A 24,515-nucleotide genomic window follows, 5' to 3' on the forward strand; every position below is an offset into this window, starting at 1 on the left:
CAGATTTTCTTGGTTGAATGGCCATTCAATCAACATTATTGGATTGTTTGTCTACATTGCTTTGAAAAAATACTTAGGGTTGTAAATAATATTTGCCTCGGTATTATATTTAGAACACTAAGCAAATTTGAGGGCGTAACGGTATTTTCCGGTAAGCGTCACTCTGTATCCCATGGACTCTGTGAGCCCAACATCCGATTTTTCTTTGCCCGAGCAGGGCACTCAGCCTGTCATGACGTCCGAGTACCATTTCCGTTGTCCGCAGCCATCCGACGGCAGTGAGGTATTCCGCCTGGTTCAGCGTTGTAAACCACTGGACGAGAATTCTATGTACTGCAATCTGCTGCAGTGCAGCCATTTCAGTGATACCAGTATTGCTGCGGAAGTGGACGGTGAGCTGGTGGGCTTTATCTCCGGTTATCGTTTACCTCAACAAGCGAACACCTTGTTTGTCTGGCAGGTGGCGGTGGATAGCAGCCAGCGCGGTAAAGGTCTGGCCAGCCAGATGCTGGAGCAGCTGGTGCGCCGGGTTGGAAATGTGACGTATCTGCACACTACCATCACGGCGGATAACAAGGCGTCCTGGAACACTTTTAAGCGTTTTGCTCTGAATCTTGGCGCACCGCTAACCAACAAATCATTTTTCGATAAACACCAACACTTTTCTGGCGAACACGACAGTGAAGAGTTAGTAGTTATTGGTCCCTTCACACTTTTTTAAAACACTCTCACGAAGAGGTTTAATATGGAAATTTTTGATCAGCTGGAATCGAATGTTCGAGGTTATTGCCGTGCTTTTCCGGTGGTATTTACCAAGGCACAAAATGCATTGTTAACCGATAGTGAAGGGAAGGAGTACATCGACTTTCTTGGTGGTGCCGGAACGCTGAATTACGGCCACAACAACCCGAAGTTTAAGCAAGCACTGGTTGATTACATCAATTCTGATGGCATGACCCATGGTCTGGATATGCACACCAATGCCAAACAGGCATTTCTGGAGTCATTTCATCGACGTATTCTTAAACCTCGCAAGATGGAGTACCGCGTGCAGTTTACCGGCCCGACCGGGACCAACGCGGTTGAAGCGGCATTAAAAATTGCACGCAAAAATACCGGTCGCCACACCATTGTTTCTTTTACCAACGGTTTTCATGGGGTAACCCAGGGTTCCGTTGCAGTGACAGCCAACCAGAAATACAAAGAATCGGTAGGTATGCCATTACCGGGTGTGCAGTTTATGCCGTATGACGGTTACCTTGGTGACTTTGATACGCTGGAATATTTCGAAAAGGCGCTGGAAGATCAGTCTTCCGGGTTGGGTCATCCGGCCGGTGTTATTGTTGAGTGCATCCAGGGCGAAGGTGGTTTAAACGTTGCCAGTAAAGCATGGATGTTACGCCTTCAGGAAATCTGCCGTCGCTACGATATGGTATTAATTGTTGATGATATTCAGGCGGGTTGTGGTCGCAGTGGTACCTTCTTCAGCTTCGAAGATTTTGGTATCGAACCCGATGTGATCACCTTATCTAAATCTTTAGGTGGTTACGGTTTGCCGATGGCGATTGTTTTATTAAAAGAGCAGCTTGATAGCTGGAAGCCGGGTGAACATAACGGGACTTTCCGGGGTAATAATCATGCTTTTATTACCGCGCGTCAGGCACTGGAGCATTATTGGTCTGACGATCAGTTCTCCCGCGATGTGCAGAAAAAAGCCGCTCATTTGCAGGCACGATTAAAAGAAATTCAGGCGAAACACGGTGGTCAGCTAAAGCATAAAGGCAAAGGCATTATGCAGGGGCTGGAGTTTAAGTCCGGCGATATGGCGGATGCTGTTACGGAACTGGCCTTTAAGCGCAATCTGGTGATTGAAACCAGTGGCTCAGAAGGCCAGGTAGTGAAAGTACTGGCGCCACTGACCATCGAAAATGAGGTGCTGGATCGTGGTCTGGATATTTTATCCGGCTGTATCGCTGATGCTTTATCAAAAGATGTTTCCCAGGCCAGTTAATCCGGCCAGTGAATAAAAGAGTAATTGGGGTTTTATTGTGATTGTTCGTACCTTAGATGAGTGTAAAAGCTCTAACCGTGCCATTAATGGTGGCACCTGGGAATCGGTTCGTATGTTGTTAAAAGATGACAACATGGGATTCTCATTTCATATCACCACCATTTTTGCGGGCACGGAAACGCCAATCTGGTACCAGAATCATCTGGAATCGGTTTATTGCATCAGTGGCAGCGGGGAAGTCGAAACCTGTGACGATGGCAAAATTTATAAGATTGAGCCAGGTACCCTGTATATTCTCGACAAGCATGATAAGCATCTGCTGCGTGCCAACGAAGATATGCAAATGGCGTGTGTTTTTAATCCGCCGTTAAACGGTAAAGAAGTTCACGATGAAAATGGCGTTTACGCCCTGGAAGCGGAAACGATTGATTAATCAAACTGGGTCAAAAATAAAACAGGGTCAGAAATAAACAGAGCCAAAAATAAAAAAGGGCCAGGTGAACGCTGGCCCAAGCTTGCTCTGATGAGCGGGTGCTGAGAGAGGTATTCAGCATACAACCAGGGCTTATCAAACAGCCCTGTCCTGTAACCGGAGGCTCCCGCCTGAACTTACAGGAGATTTCTGATGGGAGTCAGAAAAAGGGAAATCGGTTGTTAACAGAGAGCCGCTAGGCTCCCTGCATTGCCGATCAGAATTTCGCTGTCGCAGTTAACCAGACTTTTGTGGTATCTGCTTTGCCTGATTTATCCGACGCATCGTATTGTGATGCTTTCAGGCTCAGACTGTAGTTGTTGATCTTCTTGGCGACCACAAAGCCATATTCCGAACCCAGATCATCACCACTGTTGTCACCGGCGAAGCTGTGATACTGGCCAACCAGTTTTAATCCGGCAACCTTGGTTACGACATTCAGGTAGGTATCTTCGAAGCCATCATTGCCATTGCCGCCAAGGAAGTTATCGCTCCAGCCATTAAATTTATGGTTGGTGCCTAATGGTGTGGCGAAGGCAGCTTTGCCATCATCACTGCCAAGTAATTCCTGCCCCAGTTTTACCGTGACGCCATCCAGTTTTACACCGGCTGCAACGTTGTAATAGCTGGTGTCAAAATCAGCGCCTGCCACTTCTTTATTCTGAATAGCGTATTCAACTTCATACACGGCGATATTAACGGCACCCGTAGCGCGTAAACCATAGGTGTTAAAGTCGGTGGTGCCACCAATGTCGTTGAGCAGGTAGGTATAACCCGTCAGGCTTAACTCTTTACCCATTTTGTAGTTAACGTTACCGAGGAAACCATCTTCTAAGGTATCCGCACCGGTAATGGTATGGCGGTTGTTAAAACCAGCCAGATAAATTTTAGTGTCAGGAATTGAGGTATTGGTTACCGAGATGGCATCAAAGGTTGCCTCATTCTGGCGGAAGCCAACACCACCCACATGACGCTGGTTATCCAGCAAAATACGTTGATTACCAAGTTTTACTGTAGTCTCCGCATTTTTATACTGGAAATAGAACTGGTTAACATCGGTGTATTCCGGATCAATAATTTTCTGCTCGGTGGTTTTACCATTCACCCCATCGTTATAGTTGGTGTCTGTTAAAGCGGTAACATTATCAACCTCGGCCAATACACTGATACCGGCAATATCCGCTGACTGGTAGGTCAGGCGAGTGCGTAATGTTGCGGCGTTGGCTGAATCGTTGGTATCAACGTCACGCTCAACGTTTTCGTTGCGAAGACGCAGGCTGATGGTGGTTTTACCTGCTTTGATTGCGTCAGTGACGGCGTCAGCCTGTACCGATGTGGCGCCAGCCAGTGACGTTGCTAAGACAGTAGTGGCCAGAATCGTTTTCTTCATTGCAATTACCTTTTAATTGGTCGGCGGTATTTGCAACCCAGATTAGGACGAAAGTGGAATAACTTTTTGACCGAAATCAAGGAATGTCTGCGGCTACTTATTCAGGGGTATATGTTGTTATCAGACATTATCTATTAAGAATAAAAAAATCCGCCAGGAATTAACCGGGCGGATTTTTTAACGAAAGAGTGTTTGTATCAATAATCAGAATGGTGCAATTTCGATCGCCTGTTCATCACGATTAATAACCACATAACGGCTTAAATCCTGGCCATTGGCTAAATCGTTAGTCATTTTATTCAGATAAGGCTCGGCATCATCGCTGCTCGGCGCTTCACCATTGCTGCCGCTTAAACCGGCAATAAAGATAAAATCCCAATTTTTACTGACGCTGTCGGCTTCTGATTTCAGGCTGCTGAAATCACTCAGTTCCTGCGGCAGTTTATCAACACACATCACCGGGCTGATGCTGCCGCGCTGGTGCTTTTTGATTTTTCCTTTGGTGTCTTCCGTTTGCGCGAACAAAAACAGCAGCCGTTGTGGCTCAGGCTGTTGTCGGGTCATTTCTAATAAATCGTTAAATACAGATTTCATCGGCTATATCTCCGTCCGGCGTATACTCCGGCTGTTACTACTTAATTAAATTACTTTTGCGTACCTGAATCAGGAAATCGTTATTCAGTGCATCTTCCATCCGGTGTTTGTACTTCTCAGACTTCATCGCGAAATACATCACAATCATGCAGGCGGCACACAGCCCGTACAGCAACATAAAGCAGGCGGTATGTACGCCGCCAATGTCGATTGCCAGGCCAAACAGAATGGGTAGGGTAAAGCCTCCCAATGCCCCAATCATGGCAACAGCGCCACCAACACTGCCCATTTGATAGGGGTAATAGTCGTTAATGATTTTATAAACCGAAGCGCGGCCAAAGCCCTGGGCCAGGCCAACAATCAGAATCAGCAGATTAAAAACCCACAGGTTTATCTGAAATGAAACCGGTACGTCTTTTTCCACACCGTGAATTACCATGGTGGTGGGTGGATAGCTGAGGAAGAACAGACAGACGATACAAATCCAGAACACGCTCCAGTTAACACTGCGGCCGCCATACTGGTCTGCATACCAACCACCAATCGCACGGATTAAACTGGAGGTTGTGGCAAATACCAGTGTCCAGGCCATCGCCTGGGATAAAGAGAGTTTGTACACGTCGATATAATATTGTGGCAGCCACAATAACAACGCCAGAAAAGAGCCAAACACAAAATAATAATACAGCCCGAACATCCAGACGTTGGCCGACTTAAGTGGCTTCAGGTGTTCTGTGATAGCCACGTGGGTATAACGCGGTTGAGATTTCTGAATACTTTTTTCGCTTGATGGTGCCAGCCAGATAAACAACAAAATCATAACAATGGTGCCCAGGGAAAATACTGGCCCAACCATTTCCAGCCCCAGGTGTTCAATCACCAGCGGCGTTAACAGCAAGGTGATTGCAGCCCCTGAATTTCCCGCTCCGAAGATACCCATGGCGGTGCCTTGTTGTTTGCTTTCGAACCAGGCGGATACATAACTGATACCGATGGTAAACGACACGCCGGATATACCCAGTAGCAGACCGGCAATAACATAACCCTGAAAGCTGTTGATATGGTTCAGCATCATCAGTGGTGGAATCAAACAAGCCATCTGAATAACAAACAATTTTTTGGTGGAAAAATACTGACACAAGATTCCGGCAGGTAAGCGCAACAGGGCGCCGGTAATAATCGGGGCGCTGATCAATAAGCCATATTGGGTGGCGCTGATATCTAATGTGGGGGCGAGATGAACACCCAGTACCGCAAATAACGTCCAGACTGAAAAATTCGCTGCAAACGCCAGGGTTGCCATTATTAATGCTTGTTTCGCGTTAGCTGTCATGGCGCTCCCCGGTTGCTGTGATCATAAAAACTGGTTTGGCTGGGAATACCCACCCATTAGAAAAGCTGTTTATATTAATTCAGTAACCCGGTAGCAGTGGAATACCCCCTTGGGGGTAGCTATTTCAGGCGCAGCGGGGCACAAGGAGTAGATGATTTTTTAGTTTGATTCAGGTCAATCTCAGCCGTCTCCCGCGGGCGTTAACTAGGGCCTACTAAATCTCTCAGATTCATAGTGAGGACTTGTTATGAGTGAGAACACCAGTCTGAATGTCTTAAGATTCAGCGACCCCAAAATCAAAACCTTGCATATCACCTGGTTTGCTTTTTTCTTAACCTTTGTACTCTGGTTCAGCCATGCGCCGTTAATGGCGTTTATCAAAGAAGCCTTTGATCTGAGCAGTCAGCAGGTTAAAGCTTTATTAATTCTGAACGTTGCTCTGACGATTCCCGCACGTATCGTAATTGGTATTCTGGTGGACAAATACGGTCCACGAATTGTGTATTCCTGCTTGTTGATGATCTCGTCGGTGATCAGTTTTGGTTTTGCTCTGGCAGACAGTTATGAGCAGCTGGCACTGTTCCGCTTTCTGTTAGGTTTTGTCGGTGCCGGTTTCGTAATTGGTATCCGTATGGTGGGTGAATGGTTCCCGGCCAAACAAGTGGGTGTCGCCGAAGGTATTTATGGTGGCTGGGGCAACTTTGGTTCTGCCGCTGGTGCCATGACGTTACCAACCATTGCGTTGTTATACGGCGGTGATGACGGTTGGCGTTATGCGTTAATGAGTATTGGTGTGATTGCCGGTGTATATGGTGCTATTTATTACAGGCTTGCGCGTAACACTCCGAAAGGTTCGACTTACTTTAAGCCGAAAAAATCCGGTGGTTTAGAAGTCACCAGCATGAAAGACCTGTACTTCTACCTGCTGATGAACGTACCTATGTATGTTGCTCTGGGTGTGCTGGCGTGGAAACTGTCACCATCCGGTGTGAGCCTGTTTGATACCAATACTATGTATATTCTGTGGGGCGTGTTGGTTGCATTGTTTGCGGTACAAACCCGTTCGATCTGGCACGTTAACCACGAGCATTTAAAAGCCGGTGTGCCTGAATCGGATAAATACAACTTTAAGCAGGTTGCGATTCTCGATTTATCTTACTTCGTTACTTTTGGTTCTGAACTGGCAGTCGTTTCTATGTTGCCACTGTTCTTCCTGGAAACTTTCGACGGCCTGGACCCTGTTAAAGCCGGTTTATTAGCCTCTGGTTTCGCCTTTATGAACCTGGTGGCACGTCCAACCGGGGGGTGGTTCTCGGATAATTTTGGTCGTCGTAAGTCGCTGATGTTCCTGATTGGTGGTCTGGCGATTGGTTACCTGGTGCTGTCGCAGATTAACAGTGAATGGTGGATCCCGGCTGCGGTAATCGCCACCATGTGCTGTAGCTTCTTTGTACAGGCGGGCGAAGGTGCGGTATTCGCCATCGTTCCTCTGGTAAAACGTCGCATGACTGGCCAGATTGCCGGTATGGCAGGTGCTTACGGTAACGTCGGCGCGGTAACTTTCCTGACAGTATTAAGCTTTGTTGATTACAGCACCTTCTTCCTGGTAATTGCCGGTGCGGCTGCAGTGATTTTCTTCGCCGCCATGTTCCTGGATGAACCAAAAGGCCAGATGACCGAAGTGGCCGAAGACGGCACTGTGCATGTGATTGATATTGGTTAATTAACCACTTTCGAAGCTAACAGAAATCAGTAAAGCGATTGTTTTTCAAAGCAGCAACAGGACGTTGCGATAGGATCGCCAGCACATGGATGTGCTGTCCGATCCGGCGGCTGAAAAATAATGCTTTGCTGATTTTTCGGTTTCAGAAGCGCAGTTAACGTTTCAGATAGAGGAGCGCAATATGGAAAAAACCATGGAAAACACCAGCCACAATCTTAACGTTAATTGTGGTGCTGCAACCGATAAAGGGGTAAAGCCCCTGAATGAAGATGCCGTGGGTTTATGTGTTCCCGATAATAACCATCAGCTGAAACATAAAGGAGTGTGTTTACTAGTAGCCGATGGTGTCAGTACCGCCGAAGCGGGCCAGGAAGCCAGTGAAAGTACGGTTAATAACTTTATTGAAGATTATTACAACACCCCGGATACCTGGAGTGTTGGCTACAGTGCGGAGAATATTGTCTCTGCGATCAACCTCCGATTATTTCGCAAAAGCCTGAAGTACAAAGTCGAAGGTAAAGGCTTTTTATGTACCTTGTGTGCAGTGGTGATTAAGTCGCGCACCGCTCATGTGTTTCATGTGGGTGACAGTCGGGTGTATTTATTGCGCAATGGCGAGCTTAAACAGCTGACTCAGGATCACTCGGTTACCTTGAGAAAAGGCGAGGAATTTTTGTCCCGGGCAGTGGGGATGGATAGCCAGTTACATCTGGAATATAACCAGTTCCCGCTGGAGGAGAATGACATCCTGCTGTGTTCCAGTGACGGCTTACATACCTTTATGGATGACAATGAACTGATCAGCCTGTTATCCCAGCCGGGCGAGGCCTCGGCACGGGCAGCGAATCTGGTAAAAAAGGCGCTGGAGAACGGCAGCGATGACAATATCAGTGCCACCATTGGGGTGATCGATAAACTGGATGAAGAAAATATCGATGATTACAACGCACGCTTAACCCGGCTGCCATTTCCGCCTGCGCTGGAAGCCGGTATGAAGCTGGATGGTTTTGAAGTGCTGGGAGAAATTTACGCCAGCAGCCGCAGCCAGTTATATAAGGTGCGCGATTCAGAATCCGGTGATGTGATGGTGATGAAAACGCCGTCGCTGAATTACGAGGGTGATAACCACTATATCGACCGTTTTATTCAGGAAGAGTGGGTCGGAAAACGTATCTCCAGCCCTTACCTGGTGGAAGTGAAGCAGGTTAAACGTGAGAAAAAATTTCTCTATTATTTGCTGGAGCTGGTGGACGGCGTAACACTGGAGCAATGGATCGCTGATAATCCACAACCGGATCCGGCGATTGCCATTAATATTGTTGAGCAAATCGCTTTGGGGTTGTCGGCATTACATCGCAACGATACCGTGCATCAGGATTTGCGCCCGGCCAACATTATGATTAACGCCGATAACCGGATCAAAATTGTTGATTTTGGTTCGGTGTACGTCGCCAGTCTGGCTGAAGTATTTACCCCAATTCGTCATGAGGGAGTTTTAGGTACCGCCAGTTATGCCGATCCGAATTACTTATTAGGAAAAAACAGTGCAACCCAGGGAGACCTGTACGCGTTAGCAACCATCACCTATGAGCTGTTCACCAGCCACTTACCCTATGGCGAAGGGGTTGAAGAATGCCGCACTGCGGCGGACTATGATCGCCTGCGTTATCACACGGCCAGCCAATACAATCATATTATTCCACTGTGGTTTGATCGGGCGCTGGAGAAGGGAGTGAAATTCGACCTCGAGCAACGCTATTTCTCGATTGCCGACTTTATTAAAGACCTGAAAAATCCTAACCCGGATTTCCTGCGTGATGATCCAAAAATCGAGATGGCCCGCAGCCCATTATTGTTCTGGCAGCTTATGTCAGCCTTCTGGATTCTGATGTTACTGCTGATGGTAGTATTGTTCTCGGCTGACTGATGTCAGCCGGGAACAGTATCCTCAGTTAAAGCGCAGTCTGCTCAGCGTGTTGTCGTTTATAAAAACGAATATCGTGTTCCTGCTGACGTGCCTGACTAAAGGCAGATACCCGTTTGAGATAACCTATCACTCGGGTGGCATGGTCAACGTTATTACTGCCACAGCTGTTGCAACGATAAACGGTACGCTTATCGATATGATCGCACTGATTACAAACCGTGATGCGAACATTAATGCAGAAATATTGGCAGCCGGTATGGGCTGCTACTTTATAGAGCTGGCGATATTGTTTAGCCGATAAGGCCTCCTCCAGATTGAGGTGTAATGCGGAACCACCATCAAGATATTCGACCATTTCTTCGCCGTGCAGCATAAACTTATCGAGCGGATTACAGTTTGTGTCCTCTACCAGATAAAAATATGAGTTATAGCAGTCCCGGTTAACCTGATAGCCGTCTTTTTTGTCCCATTTAGCATTTTTAACTCCGAGGTTTTCAGCGGGAACAAATTCGGTGTTAAATAATATTCCGGTTTCTTTTTTGGCTTTCTGGTTCGCCCGATAAATCACCTGTAAACGGTCGCGCACAAAGGCTTTATATTCCGGGTTATTACCGACTGAAATTCCTTGGCTCTCTGCTGCTTCTGCCATGCCATTGATCCCAATGGTCAAGAACTGCTTATTCAGATCAATCAGGCCATTGTCGTACACGGGTAACATGCCGTGATCCCGGTAGTCTTCCATCAGCATGCGATAAGCCAGCTGGTATTTATGAACCTTTTCGACTTCGCTGTTTAAATCACGACCATCCTGCTCCAAGCGGTTCATATTCATGGTGATCACATTAACAGAGCCGGTGCTGACTCCACCGGCGCCTAAGGTATAAGAAAAGGTATTGTCAGTAATCTCGTTACGTAAACGGCAGCAGGAAGCCAGCGAGTCCGGATTATCGGATAAATAGCTGAAAAAGGAGTTTCCTTGTGCCAGTTGCTCAAAACAGAATTGGGCAAACTCCGGGTCTTTGTAGTCGCCATTCTCGGTAAGCATGGCTGCAGTCACCACAGGGAAAGTCAGGATGGCTTTTTTACGCTCTTCATTAAACCAGTCCATAAAGAAGCGCTGCAGTTTCTCAACCCGCTGCCAATCGGGCTTTTGTAGCGCACCTTGTTCATCTTGGTGAGGAAACACAAAATCGGCGAACATGGATTCAAAATAATACCGATCATAAATCGAAATATTCCAGAACACGCTTTGGTAACCCCGAGCTGCTGCAGGCTGATTTAACGCGTACACCACATGTTGCAGGTGGTTAGCGATGCATTTGGTGTTGGTCTCCAGATAATCATCACCATAATCGCGTGCGGCAAAATGATCGAAGTAAGTCAGAAATTCAACGGTGGCAATCGCACCGGCAAACTGGGCACTGACAGCAAACACCAGATTAACAAACGAACCGCAAAAAGATTCCAGATGTTGAGGCGCTTTGGATTCGCCCCCCAGTTTGGTTAACCCATGTAATAAAAACGGATACATGGTGATTGAGGCGCAGTAAGGTTTTAAACTGGTTTCGTCGTGGATATAGATTTCGTGGTTGTTGATCTGGCGCTCGTACTCTTCTGCCAGCTGTGCATCATATAGCTGGGTAATTTTCTCTTTCACCTTGGCCCGGTTTACCTGAATTACCGCATCTTTCATTAACTCGGCTTCGAGCGTGGCAATATTTTTATGGGTGACGTTGGCATTGGCGTCATACTTCGATCCCTGAGCCGCATTGCTGGCGTGAACATAGTCATCGATAAACTGCAGTTTTTCCTGAATCTGGTCTGGGGTGAGGCGCAACATGGCGTATCTCCTTGGGTATTAATGGCAACGATTTTTCAATGAATCGGCTGTGAAGTTAATCAGCCTGCTGAAATAAACAGGTAAGGTCAGCACTGATTTCACCGTCGGTTAACTGGTAATAACGCTGGTTCGTCTTTGGGTTGTTCAGGCCACCATGAGCGCTGATCCAGGGGCCCAGTTTTACGAAATCCAGATAAGGGCGCAGATGGCAGGAAATGTGTTTTAAGCCGGAATACAGACAGGTTTTTATCCGGTAACGGCGTGCAATTTTTAATTTTTGCTGCAGGTTAAACACCGCCCATTCACCACCAAAAAACACCACGGCAGTAATCAGCCCCTGATAACAATCAAGCCATGCCTGGAATTGCTGATCTGATAAGGGTTGTCCATTGCTGGCGCACCAGAGTTCCGGACTGTGACAACCGTCGCAGGCAAGCGGGCAGCCATAACAGCTAAAGGCCAGAGTAACTTCTCCAGGGCATTCCTGAAAAACAACATAAGGTGTATCCGTTCTTAACTCTGCTTTCATTTCTATGGCTATATCTTGTGTCTTAGGTTTGATTTTGTTCTATATATAGTGTTTCCCGAATCGCAGATAAGTGAAAGGAAGATTAAGAGGTACCACCAGAGAGAAAGGAGAAAGGAGAAAGGAGAAAGGAGAAAGGAGAAAGGAGGAGGGAGGAGGGAGGAGGGAGAAAAGCGAAAGGAAGAAAGGCCTAATAAAAAGCCTGCAAAAATGCAGGCTCCTTTGAGGTAATACCGTTTTTAGTTTGATAGGGGTGACAGCAAATTCGGCTGAGTCGCGATTATCTTTTACATCGACTCGGCAGCAGCCAATCCGGATAAATAAGCACCATGAACGGTTGCCGGGTAATCCCGGTTAATCGCTTCACCAGCAAAATACACTTTATTGTTAATTGGCTGTCCCAGCTCCGCCCGGTCTTTAGCCTGTGAACCGGTTTTTAGAAAGGAATAGGAACCGTAGCTGAATGGGTCGGAGTGCCAGCGTGTTACCCAGATTTTTTCAGGTTGAGGAATATCCTCGCCATATATTTTGTGTAGAGTGGTCATGGCTTGTTGTTGGATCTCAGCATCACTCAACTGCTCAATGGCTTCACCAAAGCTGGCGGCGTTAAAGCCAAGTAAAACAGGTTCACCGATGTATTTGGCAATATTCAGCCACTCAGCCCATTGGCCATTTCCCTCGCCAATAAAACCAATCAGATCTTGTTGAGTACCCCAGAAGTTGGAGGGAAATTTTAAATACACTTTATTAAGAGTGCCCATTCCCAGACGGTCTATGGCGCTGAGCTTACTTTCTGGCAACACCGGGTTAAATTGAATGACGCGCTTTTTTAATACACCCAGTGGCACGGTAACTAACACTTTATCAGCCCGGAATTCCTGTTGTTGGGACGTGGACACAATAACCTGATCTTCCTGGTAATTGATCTGTTTTACCGCTTGTTGCAGCTGAATGTTCAGGCCCTGTTGTAAGTGGTTAATAATCTGCGCATAACCCTGGGGGAAAATAACATCACCGCCGGAATATTCTTCACCTTCCTGCAGAGCGGCAAAAGAAAGTGATTGGCTGCTACCTGAGTATTCATGTTCAAGCGTGGTGTTAATCAGGTAATTTCTTTGTTGTGGCGACAGACCCGCTGTGTCTGCCTGTGCCGCTAATTCGGCGATAGCGCTATCAGGGTTTTGTATGCCCTGGCGATTCAGTGATGAAAAGAACTGTTCGACTTCAAGCTCATTTAATTGTGTTTGTTTGCCGGAATGGTCGTAACGCACAATATTGTCGTAGTCGGTTGCGACGGTATCCAGATTCAGTTGCTGGGCCAGGTCGTAAACGGGATTACCGTTGATGCCATGAATCCAGCTGGCGCCCATATCCAGTTTGATATCACCCACCTGCAGCGTCCATATTCTTCCACCAATACGATCGCGCGCCTCCAGCACGGTTACCTGATGACCGCTTTCTTTCAGCCGCTGTGCTGCGGCAAGGCCTGCGATACCTGCGCCAACAACAATGATTTTCTGATTGCCGTTTTTCGACGTCCCGGCACAGGCGGTTAATAAACCGAGTGAGATAATGATCAACCCGGATAACAGGCGGCGTAACTGTGGTAGCGGCTTAGGTCTTAGTGAAGAAGGTAGCTGAGAAAATGAAGGCAAGGTGGGCATAGCGGGCTCCAGAAATGGCTGCCCGGCTATTGTAAGCCACTTCAGTCGCCACTCAAGCTCAGTAAAAACAAGGTCGCTGCAATCAGAGAACTGAGAGTGCGAATATGATTCCAGCGAGTCCAGTGACGCAAATACTGCTGCCAGGTTTCGTTCAGCTGTTGCTCCGGTGCGTCACGTAGCCGGTTATTCAGAGGTACGTTAAATACTGCGGTAATCACAAACATACCCAGCAGATAAATGGCAGCAGCCAGCTGCACCAGTCCATCACCGATGAACAGTAATGCCAGGCTCTGCAGGCTGGAGCCAAAAAACAATGGCATAAAGGCTGACGTCAGAATCACTTTATTAATGCTGATCATCGCTTTGGCACCATGATCGTGTGGCAGTGCCCGCAGTGAGGCCATCACAAACACGGAGAAGGTAAAATAGACACCAGTCATCAGGCCGGTACTCAGTAGCGCCACGCCGGTCAGCCACTGTAATAATGAATATTCCATCGTTTACCTTCTGCTTCGACTGTTATGGCCCACCAGTATCCGTCTGAAAAGCTGGATTTATAATGCTTTAACGTCTTTCTTATTTGATTATTCGTCCATTTCTGTCGGAGCAGGGGCTTGTAAAAAATACATTTATATACATATACTTTGCTGCAGCGTCAGAATTTGAGAAGGCCTATGACAGACAGTATCGACCCAAGAGCACTGGATAAGCGTGTGGAGCCTTGCTTCAACCTGCGCCTGCGTCAGGCTAATCGGGTGCTGACCAGTCATTACGACGGCTATCTGCGCGACCTGGGAATCACCATTGCGCAATTTTCTGTTTTAAGAGCACTGTGGTACCTGAAAGCAACTTCGCAAAAAGACCTGCAAGGTGTGCTGGTGTTGCAGCAAACTACTCTGACACGCAATCTGAAGTTGCTGTTAAAGGCCGGTTATATTGAAACCCGACCGGGGGAAGAGGACCGGCGTGTGTCTATGGTGTCTCTTACTGAGGATGGCAAAGCGATTTTTAAGCAAGCCAGGGAACGTTGGCAGCAGGCGCAACAAGATGTCAGTGATCGCTTAGGCGAAGCGGCCAGCGAGCAACTGGTTGAACTGACCGAAGCGATTATTTCGATGTAAAAATTTGGCCAGATATATGTATATACATGTTAATGGCGATAAGGGAGCGGCTAACACTGAGGTGAATAACGATGAATGTTATGCAGATACTGAGAAGTAAAAACCAGATCATGGGGCGCCTGATGCCGCATAAAACGGCGCAGCAAAGCGTCAAACTGTTTCTATCGCCGCGGGCTTTTGCAGCAAAAGACTGGGAACAGCAGGCGGAATCCCGGGCACAAAGAATCAGCTTTGGTCGTGCTTATGGTCGCCAACTCAGCGCACTGAAATGGGCCGGAGCAGGGCAGCGGATTTTATTGATGCATGGCTGGGAGAGCCGCGCTAGTCAGATGAGTGTGATTGCGGAGTCGTTATCACAGCAGGGGTATGAAGTAATTGCTATCGACGCACCGATGCATGGCAACTCCGGTGGGCTGGAAACCAATCCGGTGGAATTTGCTAATGCGGTCCGTGCCGCCAGTGAAGAGCTGGGTCCTTTTGCTGCAGCGGTTGGCCACTCAATGGGCTGCGCTGGTTTGGCCATTGCCCGCGAGTCTGGTGTGAATATTCCGCGCTACGTATTAATTGCCTCTCCTGCCAATATGCTCGATACCTTACAAGCCTTTGCGGGCTTTGTTGGCTTACCGGATAAACCAACCAAACTGTTTATACACGGCGTTGGAGAAAAGGTTGGGCGGCCGGCTGCCCAACTTGATGTGGGAAATATGTTGTTGCCGTGTCAGCCGGATGTACTGTTAATACACTCGGAAGATGATATTGAAGTGCCTTTTGCAGCAGCGGAGAAAATTCAGAGCAAACTTTCTGGCGCAGAAATCTGGAAGGCTTCGGGTTTAGGTCATCGCAGAATTATCAGGGATCCGGAAGTGATTTCGGTGGTGAGTGATTTTTTACTGAATGGCAGAGAAAAAATGGCGGGTTAGAGTTTCGACTCTTCGGAATATCTTGATTGTGCGTATAAGGCCTGCTGATGTGATAGCTGGCCTTTTCATATTCTGATTGCTGGTGTGGCAGAACCTTATTGCTAACGCGACAACCAATAGTCTGGTTGTCTATGAAGGTGGGCAACGGCAATAACGGTTACTTCGTTATGGTTGTGATGAAAAATGATGCAGTACGGAAATTTTGCAATCAGGCATCTGCGTGTTTGTTTACTCAGCTTTTGATAAGCATTTGGATGGGTGGTAATCCGGGAGATTGCATTTTTTACTTCGATTTTGAAGCGCTCTCCTAACCCTGTTTGCTCAGACTCGTAATAGTCGAAGGCTTCTCTAAATTCGGTTGCAGCAACGTCAAGGAAAGAGACCTTCACTGATCACTTTCCTAAAACAGAATCGGCGGAAACCTTTTTCAGTTTGCCTTGGTTAAGTGCTTCAACTCTGGCTTCTGCTTCTTTGGCCCATATCTGATCAAGCTCTTCATTGGGCTTGTTTAAACTTAACAGGAGCTGTTCAGCAATGATCGCTCTTTCTTTGGATGTAAGAGCAAGTGCTTGATTTATAAGAGATTCTGCTGCTTCGCCCATAGCTTAGTCTCCGCAGGAGTTAATGAATCTAGATGATAGCTTGGATGGAAGGTTGAGTAAATGTTGAACTGATTTCTTAGGTGCGGTGAGATGGGTATATAATCATCCCCTTCTTAGCAAAAGATTGTAAGTGAGTAATGGAATACGTTTGTCTAATTTGGTTAGTAATAAACATTAGTGTTTTGGCTTATATTGTGATTCGAGATGAGATTTCTTTATTCCTTAAAAAATATTTTTTACTCTTGACCTCATTCGGGGCGATGGCATTCATTGGTTGGGCATTAGTTAATAATAATGGCCAGTCTTTGTTGGGAAATACTCTATTCTCATTGGGGCTGTCAGGGATAATATTTAATATTATTCTCGATGCAGTATCGTATCGTCGTGCACAGAGCGCACAAAGAAAGCAGCAAAATAATATGAGAGTGTTGTTAAACCATTTTGTTGCACCTCTCTTGTTTGACATCCGAAGAGCTTATCCATCACCTAATTTGGTCTCTGATAAACACCTTTCTCTTGCAGAAGCTGTTGAGATTCGAAATCAGCTACATGAATTGAGTTTCCGGCTTAGGCGAAAGCAAGTTGATTCAATTATATTAACGCCCGAAGAAAATCAATTGATGACGATTACGGGCGGGTTTCTAAAGTTACTTAAATCAAAAGAACATTTGCTTGGAATAAATTTAACTCTAGCTTCGATAATTAGTGAAGAATGTTATATTCAATGGAACGAGCTTCTTACTAAATCTAGTACACTACTTGAGATATATAGAAGAAAAGAAAAATCAGGAGAAGAAATTGATGATTGGGAAGTCAATCAGACGAGAGAATGGCTAAATATTGTTATCCGTATATTAGAGCCATTCCCAAGTAATTAATAAGAGTGGTTTCTATTTCTTGCCATCTTCCGGAGGCAAAACATCCTCTTTCGTTTCAATCGGAATGACTTTCACCACTAAGCCCAGCATAGGGTGATCCACATAGTGTAATTCTTTACTACGCATGCGGCGGCTTTGCTGGATTTTGGCCGAACGAATCGGAGCTAGCTGAGGCTCACTCAAGGAGACTTCACTACCACTCAATAAATCGGCACGGTAATCTGATTTTTCATTACTGGAAGCAGGCAAAGATAGCGCCGCTAATTCATTCGGTTCAGCCAGCTCATAATGCTGAATATTCAGATCGGTATTGATGTGCAGATAACGGCTGACATGCAGCTGAATGGTGCCACGCAGCTGAATGTCCAGCTTGTCTTTCAATGAAACGTCGATTGGATGTTTGATCGCTTTATCTTCGCTCTGAACCGGTTCAATCCAGGCCTGGTGCCAGATCACTTCCATATCTTTGCGGCGATTAATCTTGGCGGCTTTGTCGGCAAAAATCAGATAGTCCAGCTGAGTTAACGGCTGTGGGAACTGGCTGTCCGGTGTTTTTTCCACGCCAAATTTCGACCAGAGAGCAGTGGCTTCAGAACCATCTGCTTGTGGCTTTAACCACCAGTCATAGCTGTGCTGGGTATTATCGATTTCGTCGGCAATTTCGAAAGCAGGTGGTTCGCTGGTGATGGCATCCGGCCATAACTCATGATCGATGGTTTCTTCATCCTGATAAGCAACCAGCATAACTTCCACGCGATACCATGGGTTTGCCAGCGTAGTTGCCGGAAGCAGAGCGGCAGACAGCAGTAATAACGAAAAAACTGCGGCGCTGCGGCGTAAAGAGGAAAGGAAACTCACGAGTTAGGGTCCTTTTGCAATTCGGTGACCACTTGTTCGATCACATTAAAACGTTGATCCATGGTGCGCATATTAAAGAAGAAGCGCAATGTATGGCCGCCTTCGAGTTTATAACTGCCGGGCTTGGTTTGCACCAGTTTGACCAGAGTAAACGGGTCGATACTGGTTTGTGCGGCAAATTCGATACGACCGGCTTCGTCACTGGCATCCAGTTTGGCAATGCCCAGTGGTGTCAGTTTGAGTTTCAGCGCAGTCTGGCGGAACAGGTTTTTCACCGCATCCGGCAATAGACCAAAACGGTCGATCATTTCGATCTGCAGATCTTTTAATTCGGCTTCATCACGGGCGCTGGCGATACGTTTGTACAGGGTTAAACGACCATTCACATCCGGCAGGTAATCCGCCGGAATTAACGCCGGTACGTGCAGGTTCACTTCGGTGCCCTGATTCAGTACCAGATCATCACCCGGTTGTTTGCCGGATTTAATCGCGTTCACCGCCTGCTCCAGCATCTCCATATAGAGGGTGAAACCAATGGTTTCGATCTGACCACTTTGTTCGTCGCCCAATAACTCACCAGCACCACGAATTTCTAAATCGTGGGTCGCCAGCATAAAGCCAGCGCCAAGATCCTGGGCGGAAGAAATCGCTTCTAAACGTTTCTCCGCATCCTTGGTCATGGTTTTTGGTGGCGGCGTTAATAAATACGCATACGCCTGGTGATGCGAACGACCAACACGGCCGCGCAGTTGGTGCAGCTGCGCCAAACCGAATTTATCGGCCCGTTCGATAATCATGGTATTCGCCGATGGAATATCGATACCGGTTTCAACAATGGTGGTACACACCAGCACGTTGGCACGTTTGTGATAGAAGTCGCCCATCACACCTTCTAATTCGCGCTCACTCATCTGGCCATGGGCAAAGGTGACACGCGCTTCGGGAATGGCTTCGCCTAATTCACGTGCGACTTTTTCGATGCTTTTGACTTCGTTATGCAGGTAATACACCTGACCACCACGCAGGATTTCCCGCAGAATCGCTTCTTTAATGGTGGCGTCATCGTGCTGGCGAACAAAGGTTTTCACACTTAAACGTTTGGCAGGCGGCGTGGCAATAATCGATAAATCGCGAATGCTCGCCATTGCCATATTTAACGTACGTGGAATTGGCGTGGCGGTTAAGGTCAGAATATCGACGTTGGCACGCAGGGATTTAATGCGCTCTTTTTGTGTCACACCAAAGCGGTGTTCTTCGTCGATAATTAATAACCCGAGCTGGTCGAACTTCACATCTTTCTGCAGCAGTTTATGGGTACCTACCACGATATCGGTTTTACCCTCCAGCATTTTATCCAGCGATGCCTGGGTTTCTTTCGCCGATTTAAAACGCGATAACACGTCGACTTTTACCGGCCATTCGGCAAAACGATCAGCGAAGTTCTGATAGTGTTGTTGCGCCAGCAGGGTAGTCGGTACTAACACTGCCACCTGTTTACCGCTTTGTACCGCCATAAAGGCCGCACGCATCGCCACTTCGGTTTTACCAAAGCCCACATCACCACACACCAGACGATCCATTGGGCGTTTGCCGGTCATATCACCAATGACAGCTTCAATCGCCGCCTGCTGATCCGGGGTTTCTTCAAACGGGAAACCGGCGGCAAAACGATGATAATCATCGTCGGGCTTATCAAAGGCGAAACCTTTTTTCGCTTCACGACGAGCATAAATATCCAACAACTCAGCAGCAGTATCGCGGATTTTTTCTGCCGCTTTACGTTTCGCTGCTGCCCATTTTTCACTGCCGAGTTTATTCAGCGGTGCGGTACTTTCATCACCACCGCCATAACGGGAAATTAAATGCAGCGATAACACCGGTACGTATAGTTTTGAACCGGTGGCGTATTCCAGCATTAAAAATTCGTTGGTCTGGCCACCGGCTTCCAATGTTTCCAGGCCTAAATAGCGACCAACACCGTGATCCAGATGCACCACCGGAGAGCCCGGCTGTAACTCGGATAAATCACGAATCATTAAATCCGCATCGGTGGTTTTCTTGGTACGACGGCGACGTTGCTGAATACGTTGGCCAAATAATTCGTTTTCAGTGATGATCACCAGCTGATCTTCGGTCAGCTGCACACTATGCTCAATTGGGCCGATAATAATGCCCAGCGCATCTGTACCTGTTGCAAATTCATCCCAGCTGTCGATTTCCCGTGGGCGAACTTCTATACGGCGCAATAAATCTTTTAATGCCTCACGACGACCGGCGGATTCAGCACAGAATAAAACCCGTTGGTTACCACCCTGATCGGCGGCATTTTCCTTTAACCAGAATTCAAGGCGTTGTGACGGTTGCTCAAGACGCGAATCAACGCTGATATCCACCATTTTTTCCGCTGCATACGCCGTAGCGCCAGCCCGATCCGGTAAGTCTTTATCGTGCCATTGGGCTCGTGGAAATTCGTTTAAGCGGCTGAATAACTGATCGGCGGCCAGGAATAAATGGCTCTGTGCCAGAATCGGGCGCTGGATATCGTAGCGACGGCTTTCGTAGCGTTCTTCCACGTCTTTGCGGAAATGTTCAACCGAGGCTTCCAGCTCACTGTCGTGAATCACCAGGGTGTTTTTTGGCAGGTGATCGAAGAAGTTGCCTAAATCATCGTCAAAAAACAGCGGCAGATAATACTCTATACCGGCCGGAGCGATACCATCGGCAATATCGGTATAAATCGGGCACTGCTTGCCGTCTTGTTCAAAGAAGTCGTACCAGCGACCTTTAAACGTACGAATGGCCGTGGTGTTTAGTGGAAATTCCCGTGCCGGTAAAATACGGATGGAATCGACTTTTTCGACGGTACGCTGGCTATCGGGCTCAAAGGTACGCAAGGTTTCAATTTCGTCATCGAATAATTCGATACGGAAGGGCATCTCCTGGCCCATGGGGAAGATATCCATAATCGAACCACGCACCGCAAACTCGCCGTGTTCGTAGACGGTATCCACACAATGGTAACCGGCGGCTTCCAGTTTCAAACGCGTCGCGTCAACGTCGAAGTTGGCTCCGATATCCAACGCAAAACTCTGGCCCTGATAAAAATTGGCTGGCGGTAAACGATGCAGCAGGGTGCTGATTGGCAGAATCAGAACGCCTTGTTTTAAATCGCTCAGCTGACTCAGGGTGGCGATACGCTGGGAGACAATATCCTGGTGTGGAGAAAACACATCGTAGGGCAGGATTTCCCAATCCGGGAAGTGTAATACCGGCAGCTCGCTGGCGAAGAAACGAATCTCTTCTTCTAAGCGCAGAGCGGTGTTCGGATCACGGGTCACAACTAAGGTCAGACCTTTCTGATTGCTCGCTGCACTGGCAATCGCCAGCGCCTGACTGGCGCCGTGCAGGTCTCCCCAGAAGCGGCGTTCTGCGGCTTTACTTGGGCAATCGGGCTGTAACGGGCTGACCATGCGTTGACTCCAATGGGTATCTGGAAAGTACCAATAAAAACAGCGCGCTAGTTTAGCGAATTGAGGCTGGAAAGTTGAGCGTCAGATTATTAAAAGTCTGCGATGGAGCGGCGGCTACTGACGGCAGGTGACAGCAGTGACGGATGAAAGAAAAAAGGCTCACGGATAGCAACCTGCCACCACAACAGGTTTGCTATCGGTGAGCCGAAGGGAAATGGATTATGTCGTCAGTCGTGCTCAGTGAAAGCTGGAAACCGGCCCTGAGGTCACTTCACCATCCTGAACCAGATGTACGCCATCGGCATGTAACGCTGCACGGCTGTAACGCTCGTAAGATTGCTCGCCGCCATTCGCGTAAATATGGTCGGTCACCAGGCTCATCGACTTACTGGATTTATCGATGTCGATCACACGCATGTGGTTAATGCGGGTGCGGTTCCAGTTGCTCCAGGTGAAAGCGATGCGGGTGGTTTGTTGATCCGCACTGTCGAGGAAGCTGACCGCTTTGTGATCGTACAGGTATTCCGCATGGGATCGATCATCAGCAAACAACTGGGAGTTGATCTCAGTTGGTGCGGCCGGGTTGCTGACATCAAACAAAGTCGCTTTTAAGCCCTGAGTACGACCGGCACTGTTGGCATCGATACCCAGGCCAAGTAATAAATTGTCTGACAGCGGATGCAGATATTGTGAAAAGCCTTCAATTTCCAGTTCGCCTTCAACAAACGGTTTATCGGCCTGGCTAAGGTTAATCACATACAAAGGGTCCGTCTGGCGGAAGGTGACGATATAGGCACGATCACCGCGGAAACCTACGGATTTTACCTGCTCGCCGGGCTTACCAATGATGGTGGTTTGTTCCCGGTTAGGAATAACAGCAACCTGGTCAAATTGTTGCTGAGCATTGGCTTTAAGTACGTATAAGCGGTGGCGGGCATCAGACCAGGATGGTGGGATGTTATCACCCGCTGGCACTGCGTCTGATTCCAGCGCGACCGGGCTGTCAATCGGCTCAGGCAGGGCAATAAAATCACGGTTGGAAACCAGCACCCGTAAATAGCCGTCTTTTTCGCTCATACGGAAGGCGGGCATTGGCCACTGTAAAAAGCCCGGAATGCGACCGCTGGCCTGCAACGACAAATCGTCCATTGAGAACTGATCGATACGTGTGCCTTTGTTGTAATAGCCAGCGGCTAAAAATAAGCCGTTGTCCGAGGTGTATACATCATTCACACGGCCACTGCTGCATTTGGCCTGCCAGCTGGTTGGGTTGGATAAGTCGATTTTCAGCAGAGTAACGATATTGTGGTAACCGCCTTGTTGTTGCAGATCGGGCAGGTAGCAGCCGGAATCGTTAAATAACGTGCCTTTTAATTCGCCATTCACCCAGTAACGCGGCAGCAATTTTTCTAGTGGGGTATCGATGACTTTGCGGACCCAGTTTTGCTGATCGCGATAGTCTTCCTGAGTGCGTAACACCAGCGGCTGGAAACGATTTACAACGTACAGAAAATTGCCTACCCGACGGCTGGCAACGATGTCACCTTCAAATTCCAGTTGGGTCTGTTTTTGTGGCTGTGCCGGGTTATCAAGATTGAGGAATGTCAGTGATGCTTTCAGCATCTGATCGGTAGTTGGTATCGGGCTGGTGGCTGAGATGTCGGTATTTGCAGCTTCGGGTTCGATCGTAGCGTCGACGGCAACAGCCGGGCCGTGATAAATCGAAACGGTGCCTTCCTGAGATAAGGTGATCAGCTCCTGGTTATGCAGGAACATCCCGTGGAATTGGTAAAAGTGCTGCGGTAACTCATAGTCGCCGACTTTACTGCTGCGCACCGGATTGGTTCGTGTTTGATACACGCGGATCGCTTGTTTACTACCGCCTTGTCCGTTTTGCGACGTACGGAAATTACGCGGTGAATAGGCGTAAAGATAGTCTCCGTTTTGCTTCACCATGTCGGCTTCATCGACATTGCTTTCCTGAGTGTTGGTGGTTGAACTGTTGTTGCCAAAATCAGGCTGGCTACCACCACTGGCGGAATCTTGCGCAGCTTCCGCAACCGGTTCACCAGTATTGCGGCGCTGACCGTCCATATCACCAATCAGGCCTTTTTTCAGGTAGGCCTCCAGTTGCGTACTGTTCTTCAGAGCGTTGTCGACATCAATCTTGTCTGAGTTTTTATTATCCGACATACATGCCGTTAACCCCAGGCTGGCTGCCAGGATGGCACTGGTCACATAAGGGCGCATAACAATCTCCAATCCGTTTATGGGAAAATTTACCATTTATTGTTTGGATGATAAGTGGGAAAAATTTCCATATCAAGTCAGTGGCTTGTAAACCCAGGCATCCGAGCTTCTGGAACAAAAACACTGCTGAGCTGATACAATCAGCGCCTTTGAATTGCCGGATATCAGGGATTGTGGTGCGTTATTGGTTTGTGTCGTTGCTGGTTGGATTATTGAGCAGCGTGAGTGTTGGGCTGCATGCGAATGAAGCAGAGGTCGGCAGTAAGCAGAAAAACGGGCAGAAAGGTGAGCAGAAGAATGAGCTGCAGTTCAGCTCGGCCCAGCTGGGAGTGCATTATGGCGAAGGGGATGATATACGTTCGGATTCCTGGAACCAGGTCAGCCTCAGTGGCAGCTGGCGACTACAGCACTGGCGGTTAAAAGCCGGTTCCGGCTGGTTGCGTTACAGCGACGGTAAACAAGGAATCACAGACAGCTGGCTGTCGGCCACCTATCTGGTTCAGCGGCTCTGGTTATCCCATTGGTGGGACGTACGTTTTCGTCTGAAGTTGCCAACCGCCGAAGCGCAGGATTCATTGGGTACCGGCAGTGTTGATCAGGGGATTCGGCTGCAATTGCTGCAGCAATGGCAGCAGGGTGTTTACTGGTCGTATCTGGGTTATCGCCAGCGTGGTAAAAGTCGCGAGTTTGATTTGCAGAACAGCTGGCGTTGGGGGGCTGGAATAAAACTGGCCGACTATTCATTGTTTTATGATGGCAGTGAAGCCAGCCAACCTGGCCGCGATAACAATCATGCGATTACGTTAATGGCTGGTTTCGAGTGGCTGGACTATCACTGGTCACCGTACGGCAGTGCTGAAGCGGACGGTGACTGGAGTGTGGGTCTGAGTGTCCGCTTCTGAGGTCTTTCTGTTTTCGGCAGCGGCACTGGAATTA

The 24,515-nt window shown here is 47.9% G+C and carries 21 protein-coding genes; 9 read left to right on the top strand and 12 right to left on the bottom strand.

The features are described 5' to 3' along the window. Positions 1 to 181 precede the first annotated feature (181 nt). Genes ectA through ACOQOZ_RS21015 form a run of 3 tightly spaced genes read left to right on the top strand, consistent with a single transcriptional unit; the run spans position 182 to position 2,444 of the window. The gene (gene ectA / locus ACOQOZ_RS21005; protein WP_420590107.1) at positions 182 to 721 is read left to right on the top strand and encodes a diaminobutyrate acetyltransferase; all 540 of its coding nucleotides are present in this window, start codon (positions 182 to 184) and stop codon (positions 719 to 721) included. A gap of 24 nt (positions 722 to 745) precedes the next feature. Then, positions 746 to 2,011 (top strand): diaminobutyrate--2-oxoglutarate transaminase, encoded by a 1,266-nt coding sequence (ectB, locus tag ACOQOZ_RS21010; RefSeq protein WP_420590108.1) that lies wholly within the window; start codon positions 746 to 748, stop codon positions 2,009 to 2,011. A 37-nt stretch (positions 2,012 to 2,048) separates the two neighbouring features. Beyond that, positions 2,049 to 2,444 (top strand): ectoine synthase, encoded by a 396-nt coding sequence (locus ACOQOZ_RS21015; protein ID WP_420590109.1) that lies wholly within the window; start codon positions 2,049 to 2,051, stop codon positions 2,442 to 2,444. A gap of 256 nt (positions 2,445 to 2,700) precedes the next feature. Here the strand turns inward: ACOQOZ_RS21015 and ACOQOZ_RS21020 are convergent, their stop codons facing one another. The 3 genes from ACOQOZ_RS21020 to ACOQOZ_RS21030 all read right to left on the bottom strand — a co-directional run bounded on the left by ACOQOZ_RS21020 (position 2,701) and on the right by ACOQOZ_RS21030 (position 5,800). Beyond that, entirely contained in the window at positions 2,701 to 3,873 is a 1,173-nt protein-coding gene (locus tag ACOQOZ_RS21020; protein WP_420590110.1) for a hypothetical protein, read from the bottom strand. A 204-nt stretch (positions 3,874 to 4,077) separates the two neighbouring features. After that, entirely contained in the window at positions 4,078 to 4,467 is a 390-nt protein-coding gene (locus ACOQOZ_RS21025; protein ID WP_420590111.1) for a ribonucleotide reductase subunit alpha, read from the bottom strand. A 37-nt stretch (positions 4,468 to 4,504) separates the two neighbouring features. Beyond that, complete coding sequence (locus tag ACOQOZ_RS21030; protein ID WP_420590112.1) at positions 4,505 to 5,800, bottom strand: MFS transporter; 1,296 nt, start codon at positions 5,798 to 5,800, stop codon at positions 4,505 to 4,507. Positions 5,801 to 6,047: 247 nt separating this feature from the next. Between ACOQOZ_RS21030 and ACOQOZ_RS21035 the strand changes: the two genes are divergently transcribed. Further along, on the top strand, positions 6,048 to 7,523 hold the full coding sequence (locus ACOQOZ_RS21035; RefSeq protein WP_420590113.1) for a NarK family nitrate/nitrite MFS transporter: 1,476 nt from the start codon (positions 6,048 to 6,050) through the stop codon (positions 7,521 to 7,523). Positions 7,524 to 7,704: 181 nt separating this feature from the next. Further along, complete coding sequence (locus ACOQOZ_RS21040) at positions 7,705 to 9,450, top strand: protein kinase domain-containing protein (RefSeq protein ID WP_420590114.1); 1,746 nt, start codon at positions 7,705 to 7,707, stop codon at positions 9,448 to 9,450. A gap of 25 nt (positions 9,451 to 9,475) precedes the next feature. Here the strand turns inward: ACOQOZ_RS21040 and nrdD are convergent, their stop codons facing one another. The 4 genes from nrdD to ACOQOZ_RS21060 form a co-directional block, all read right to left on the bottom strand. Continuing rightward, positions 9,476 to 11,290: an anaerobic ribonucleoside-triphosphate reductase gene (nrdD, locus tag ACOQOZ_RS21045; protein ID WP_420590115.1), complete on the bottom strand. Its 1,815-nt coding sequence runs from the start codon at positions 11,288 to 11,290 to the stop codon at positions 9,476 to 9,478. Between the two features lie 55 nt (positions 11,291 to 11,345). Further along, complete coding sequence (gene nrdG, locus ACOQOZ_RS21050) at positions 11,346 to 11,819, bottom strand: anaerobic ribonucleoside-triphosphate reductase activating protein (protein WP_420590116.1); 474 nt, start codon at positions 11,817 to 11,819, stop codon at positions 11,346 to 11,348. Between the two features lie 284 nt (positions 11,820 to 12,103). Then, positions 12,104 to 13,480, bottom strand: a complete 1,377-nt coding sequence (locus tag ACOQOZ_RS21055) for a flavin monoamine oxidase family protein (RefSeq protein ID WP_420590117.1) — start codon at positions 13,478 to 13,480, stop codon at positions 12,104 to 12,106. 41 nt (positions 13,481 to 13,521) lie between these two features. Then, a complete protein-coding gene (locus ACOQOZ_RS21060; RefSeq protein ID WP_420590118.1) occupies positions 13,522 to 13,977 on the bottom strand; it encodes a DUF1772 domain-containing protein in 456 nt (151 codons plus the stop codon). A gap of 177 nt (positions 13,978 to 14,154) precedes the next feature. Between ACOQOZ_RS21060 and ACOQOZ_RS21065 the strand changes: the two genes are divergently transcribed. Together ACOQOZ_RS21065 and ACOQOZ_RS21070 are read left to right on the top strand one after the other, a co-directional pair. Continuing rightward, positions 14,155 to 14,601, top strand: coding sequence for a MarR family winged helix-turn-helix transcriptional regulator (locus ACOQOZ_RS21065; RefSeq protein ID WP_420590119.1), 447 nt, complete (start codon positions 14,155 to 14,157; stop codon positions 14,599 to 14,601). Positions 14,602 to 14,672: 71 nt separating this feature from the next. Continuing rightward, positions 14,673 to 15,521, top strand: coding sequence for an alpha/beta hydrolase (locus tag ACOQOZ_RS21070; protein WP_420590120.1), 849 nt, complete (start codon positions 14,673 to 14,675; stop codon positions 15,519 to 15,521). Between the two features lie 101 nt (positions 15,522 to 15,622). Here ACOQOZ_RS21070 and ACOQOZ_RS21075 read toward each other — a convergent pair whose 3' ends face one another. Continuing rightward, the gene (locus ACOQOZ_RS21075; protein WP_420590121.1) at positions 15,623 to 15,910 is read right to left on the bottom strand and encodes a type II toxin-antitoxin system RelE/ParE family toxin; all 288 of its coding nucleotides are present in this window, start codon (positions 15,908 to 15,910) and stop codon (positions 15,623 to 15,625) included. A 3-nt stretch (positions 15,911 to 15,913) separates the two neighbouring features. Further along, positions 15,914 to 16,123: an addiction module protein gene (locus ACOQOZ_RS21080; RefSeq protein WP_420590122.1), complete on the bottom strand. Its 210-nt coding sequence runs from the start codon at positions 16,121 to 16,123 to the stop codon at positions 15,914 to 15,916. Positions 16,124 to 16,260: 137 nt separating this feature from the next. On the opposite strand from ACOQOZ_RS21080, the gene ACOQOZ_RS21085 reads away from it, so the two are divergent. Continuing rightward, on the top strand, positions 16,261 to 17,001 hold the full coding sequence (locus ACOQOZ_RS21085; protein WP_420590123.1) for a hypothetical protein: 741 nt from the start codon (positions 16,261 to 16,263) through the stop codon (positions 16,999 to 17,001). 12 nt (positions 17,002 to 17,013) lie between these two features. On the opposite strand, the gene ACOQOZ_RS21090 is transcribed toward ACOQOZ_RS21085, so the two are convergent. From ACOQOZ_RS21090 to ACOQOZ_RS21100, 3 genes are all read right to left on the bottom strand, one after another. Further along, on the bottom strand, positions 17,014 to 17,859 hold the full coding sequence (locus ACOQOZ_RS21090) for a CsiV family protein (RefSeq protein ID WP_420590124.1): 846 nt from the start codon (positions 17,857 to 17,859) through the stop codon (positions 17,014 to 17,016). Beyond that, positions 17,856 to 21,329: a transcription-repair coupling factor gene (mfd, locus tag ACOQOZ_RS21095; RefSeq protein WP_420590125.1), complete on the bottom strand. Its 3,474-nt coding sequence runs from the start codon at positions 21,327 to 21,329 to the stop codon at positions 17,856 to 17,858. Before mfd ends, ACOQOZ_RS21090 begins: the two co-directional genes overlap by 4 nt. A 237-nt stretch (positions 21,330 to 21,566) precedes the next feature. After that, the gene (locus ACOQOZ_RS21100) at positions 21,567 to 23,579 is read right to left on the bottom strand and encodes a beta-propeller domain-containing protein (RefSeq protein WP_420590126.1); all 2,013 of its coding nucleotides are present in this window, start codon (positions 23,577 to 23,579) and stop codon (positions 21,567 to 21,569) included. 176 nt (positions 23,580 to 23,755) lie between these two features. Between ACOQOZ_RS21100 and ACOQOZ_RS21105 the strand changes: the two genes are divergently transcribed. Beyond that, on the top strand, positions 23,756 to 24,481 hold the full coding sequence (locus ACOQOZ_RS21105; protein ID WP_420590127.1) for a hypothetical protein: 726 nt from the start codon (positions 23,756 to 23,758) through the stop codon (positions 24,479 to 24,481). Positions 24,482 to 24,515 lie beyond the last annotated feature (34 nt).

The organism is Bacterioplanoides sp. (assembly GCF_965219715.1).
Classification (GTDB): domain Bacteria; phylum Pseudomonadota; class Gammaproteobacteria; order Pseudomonadales; family Oceanobacteraceae; genus Bacterioplanoides.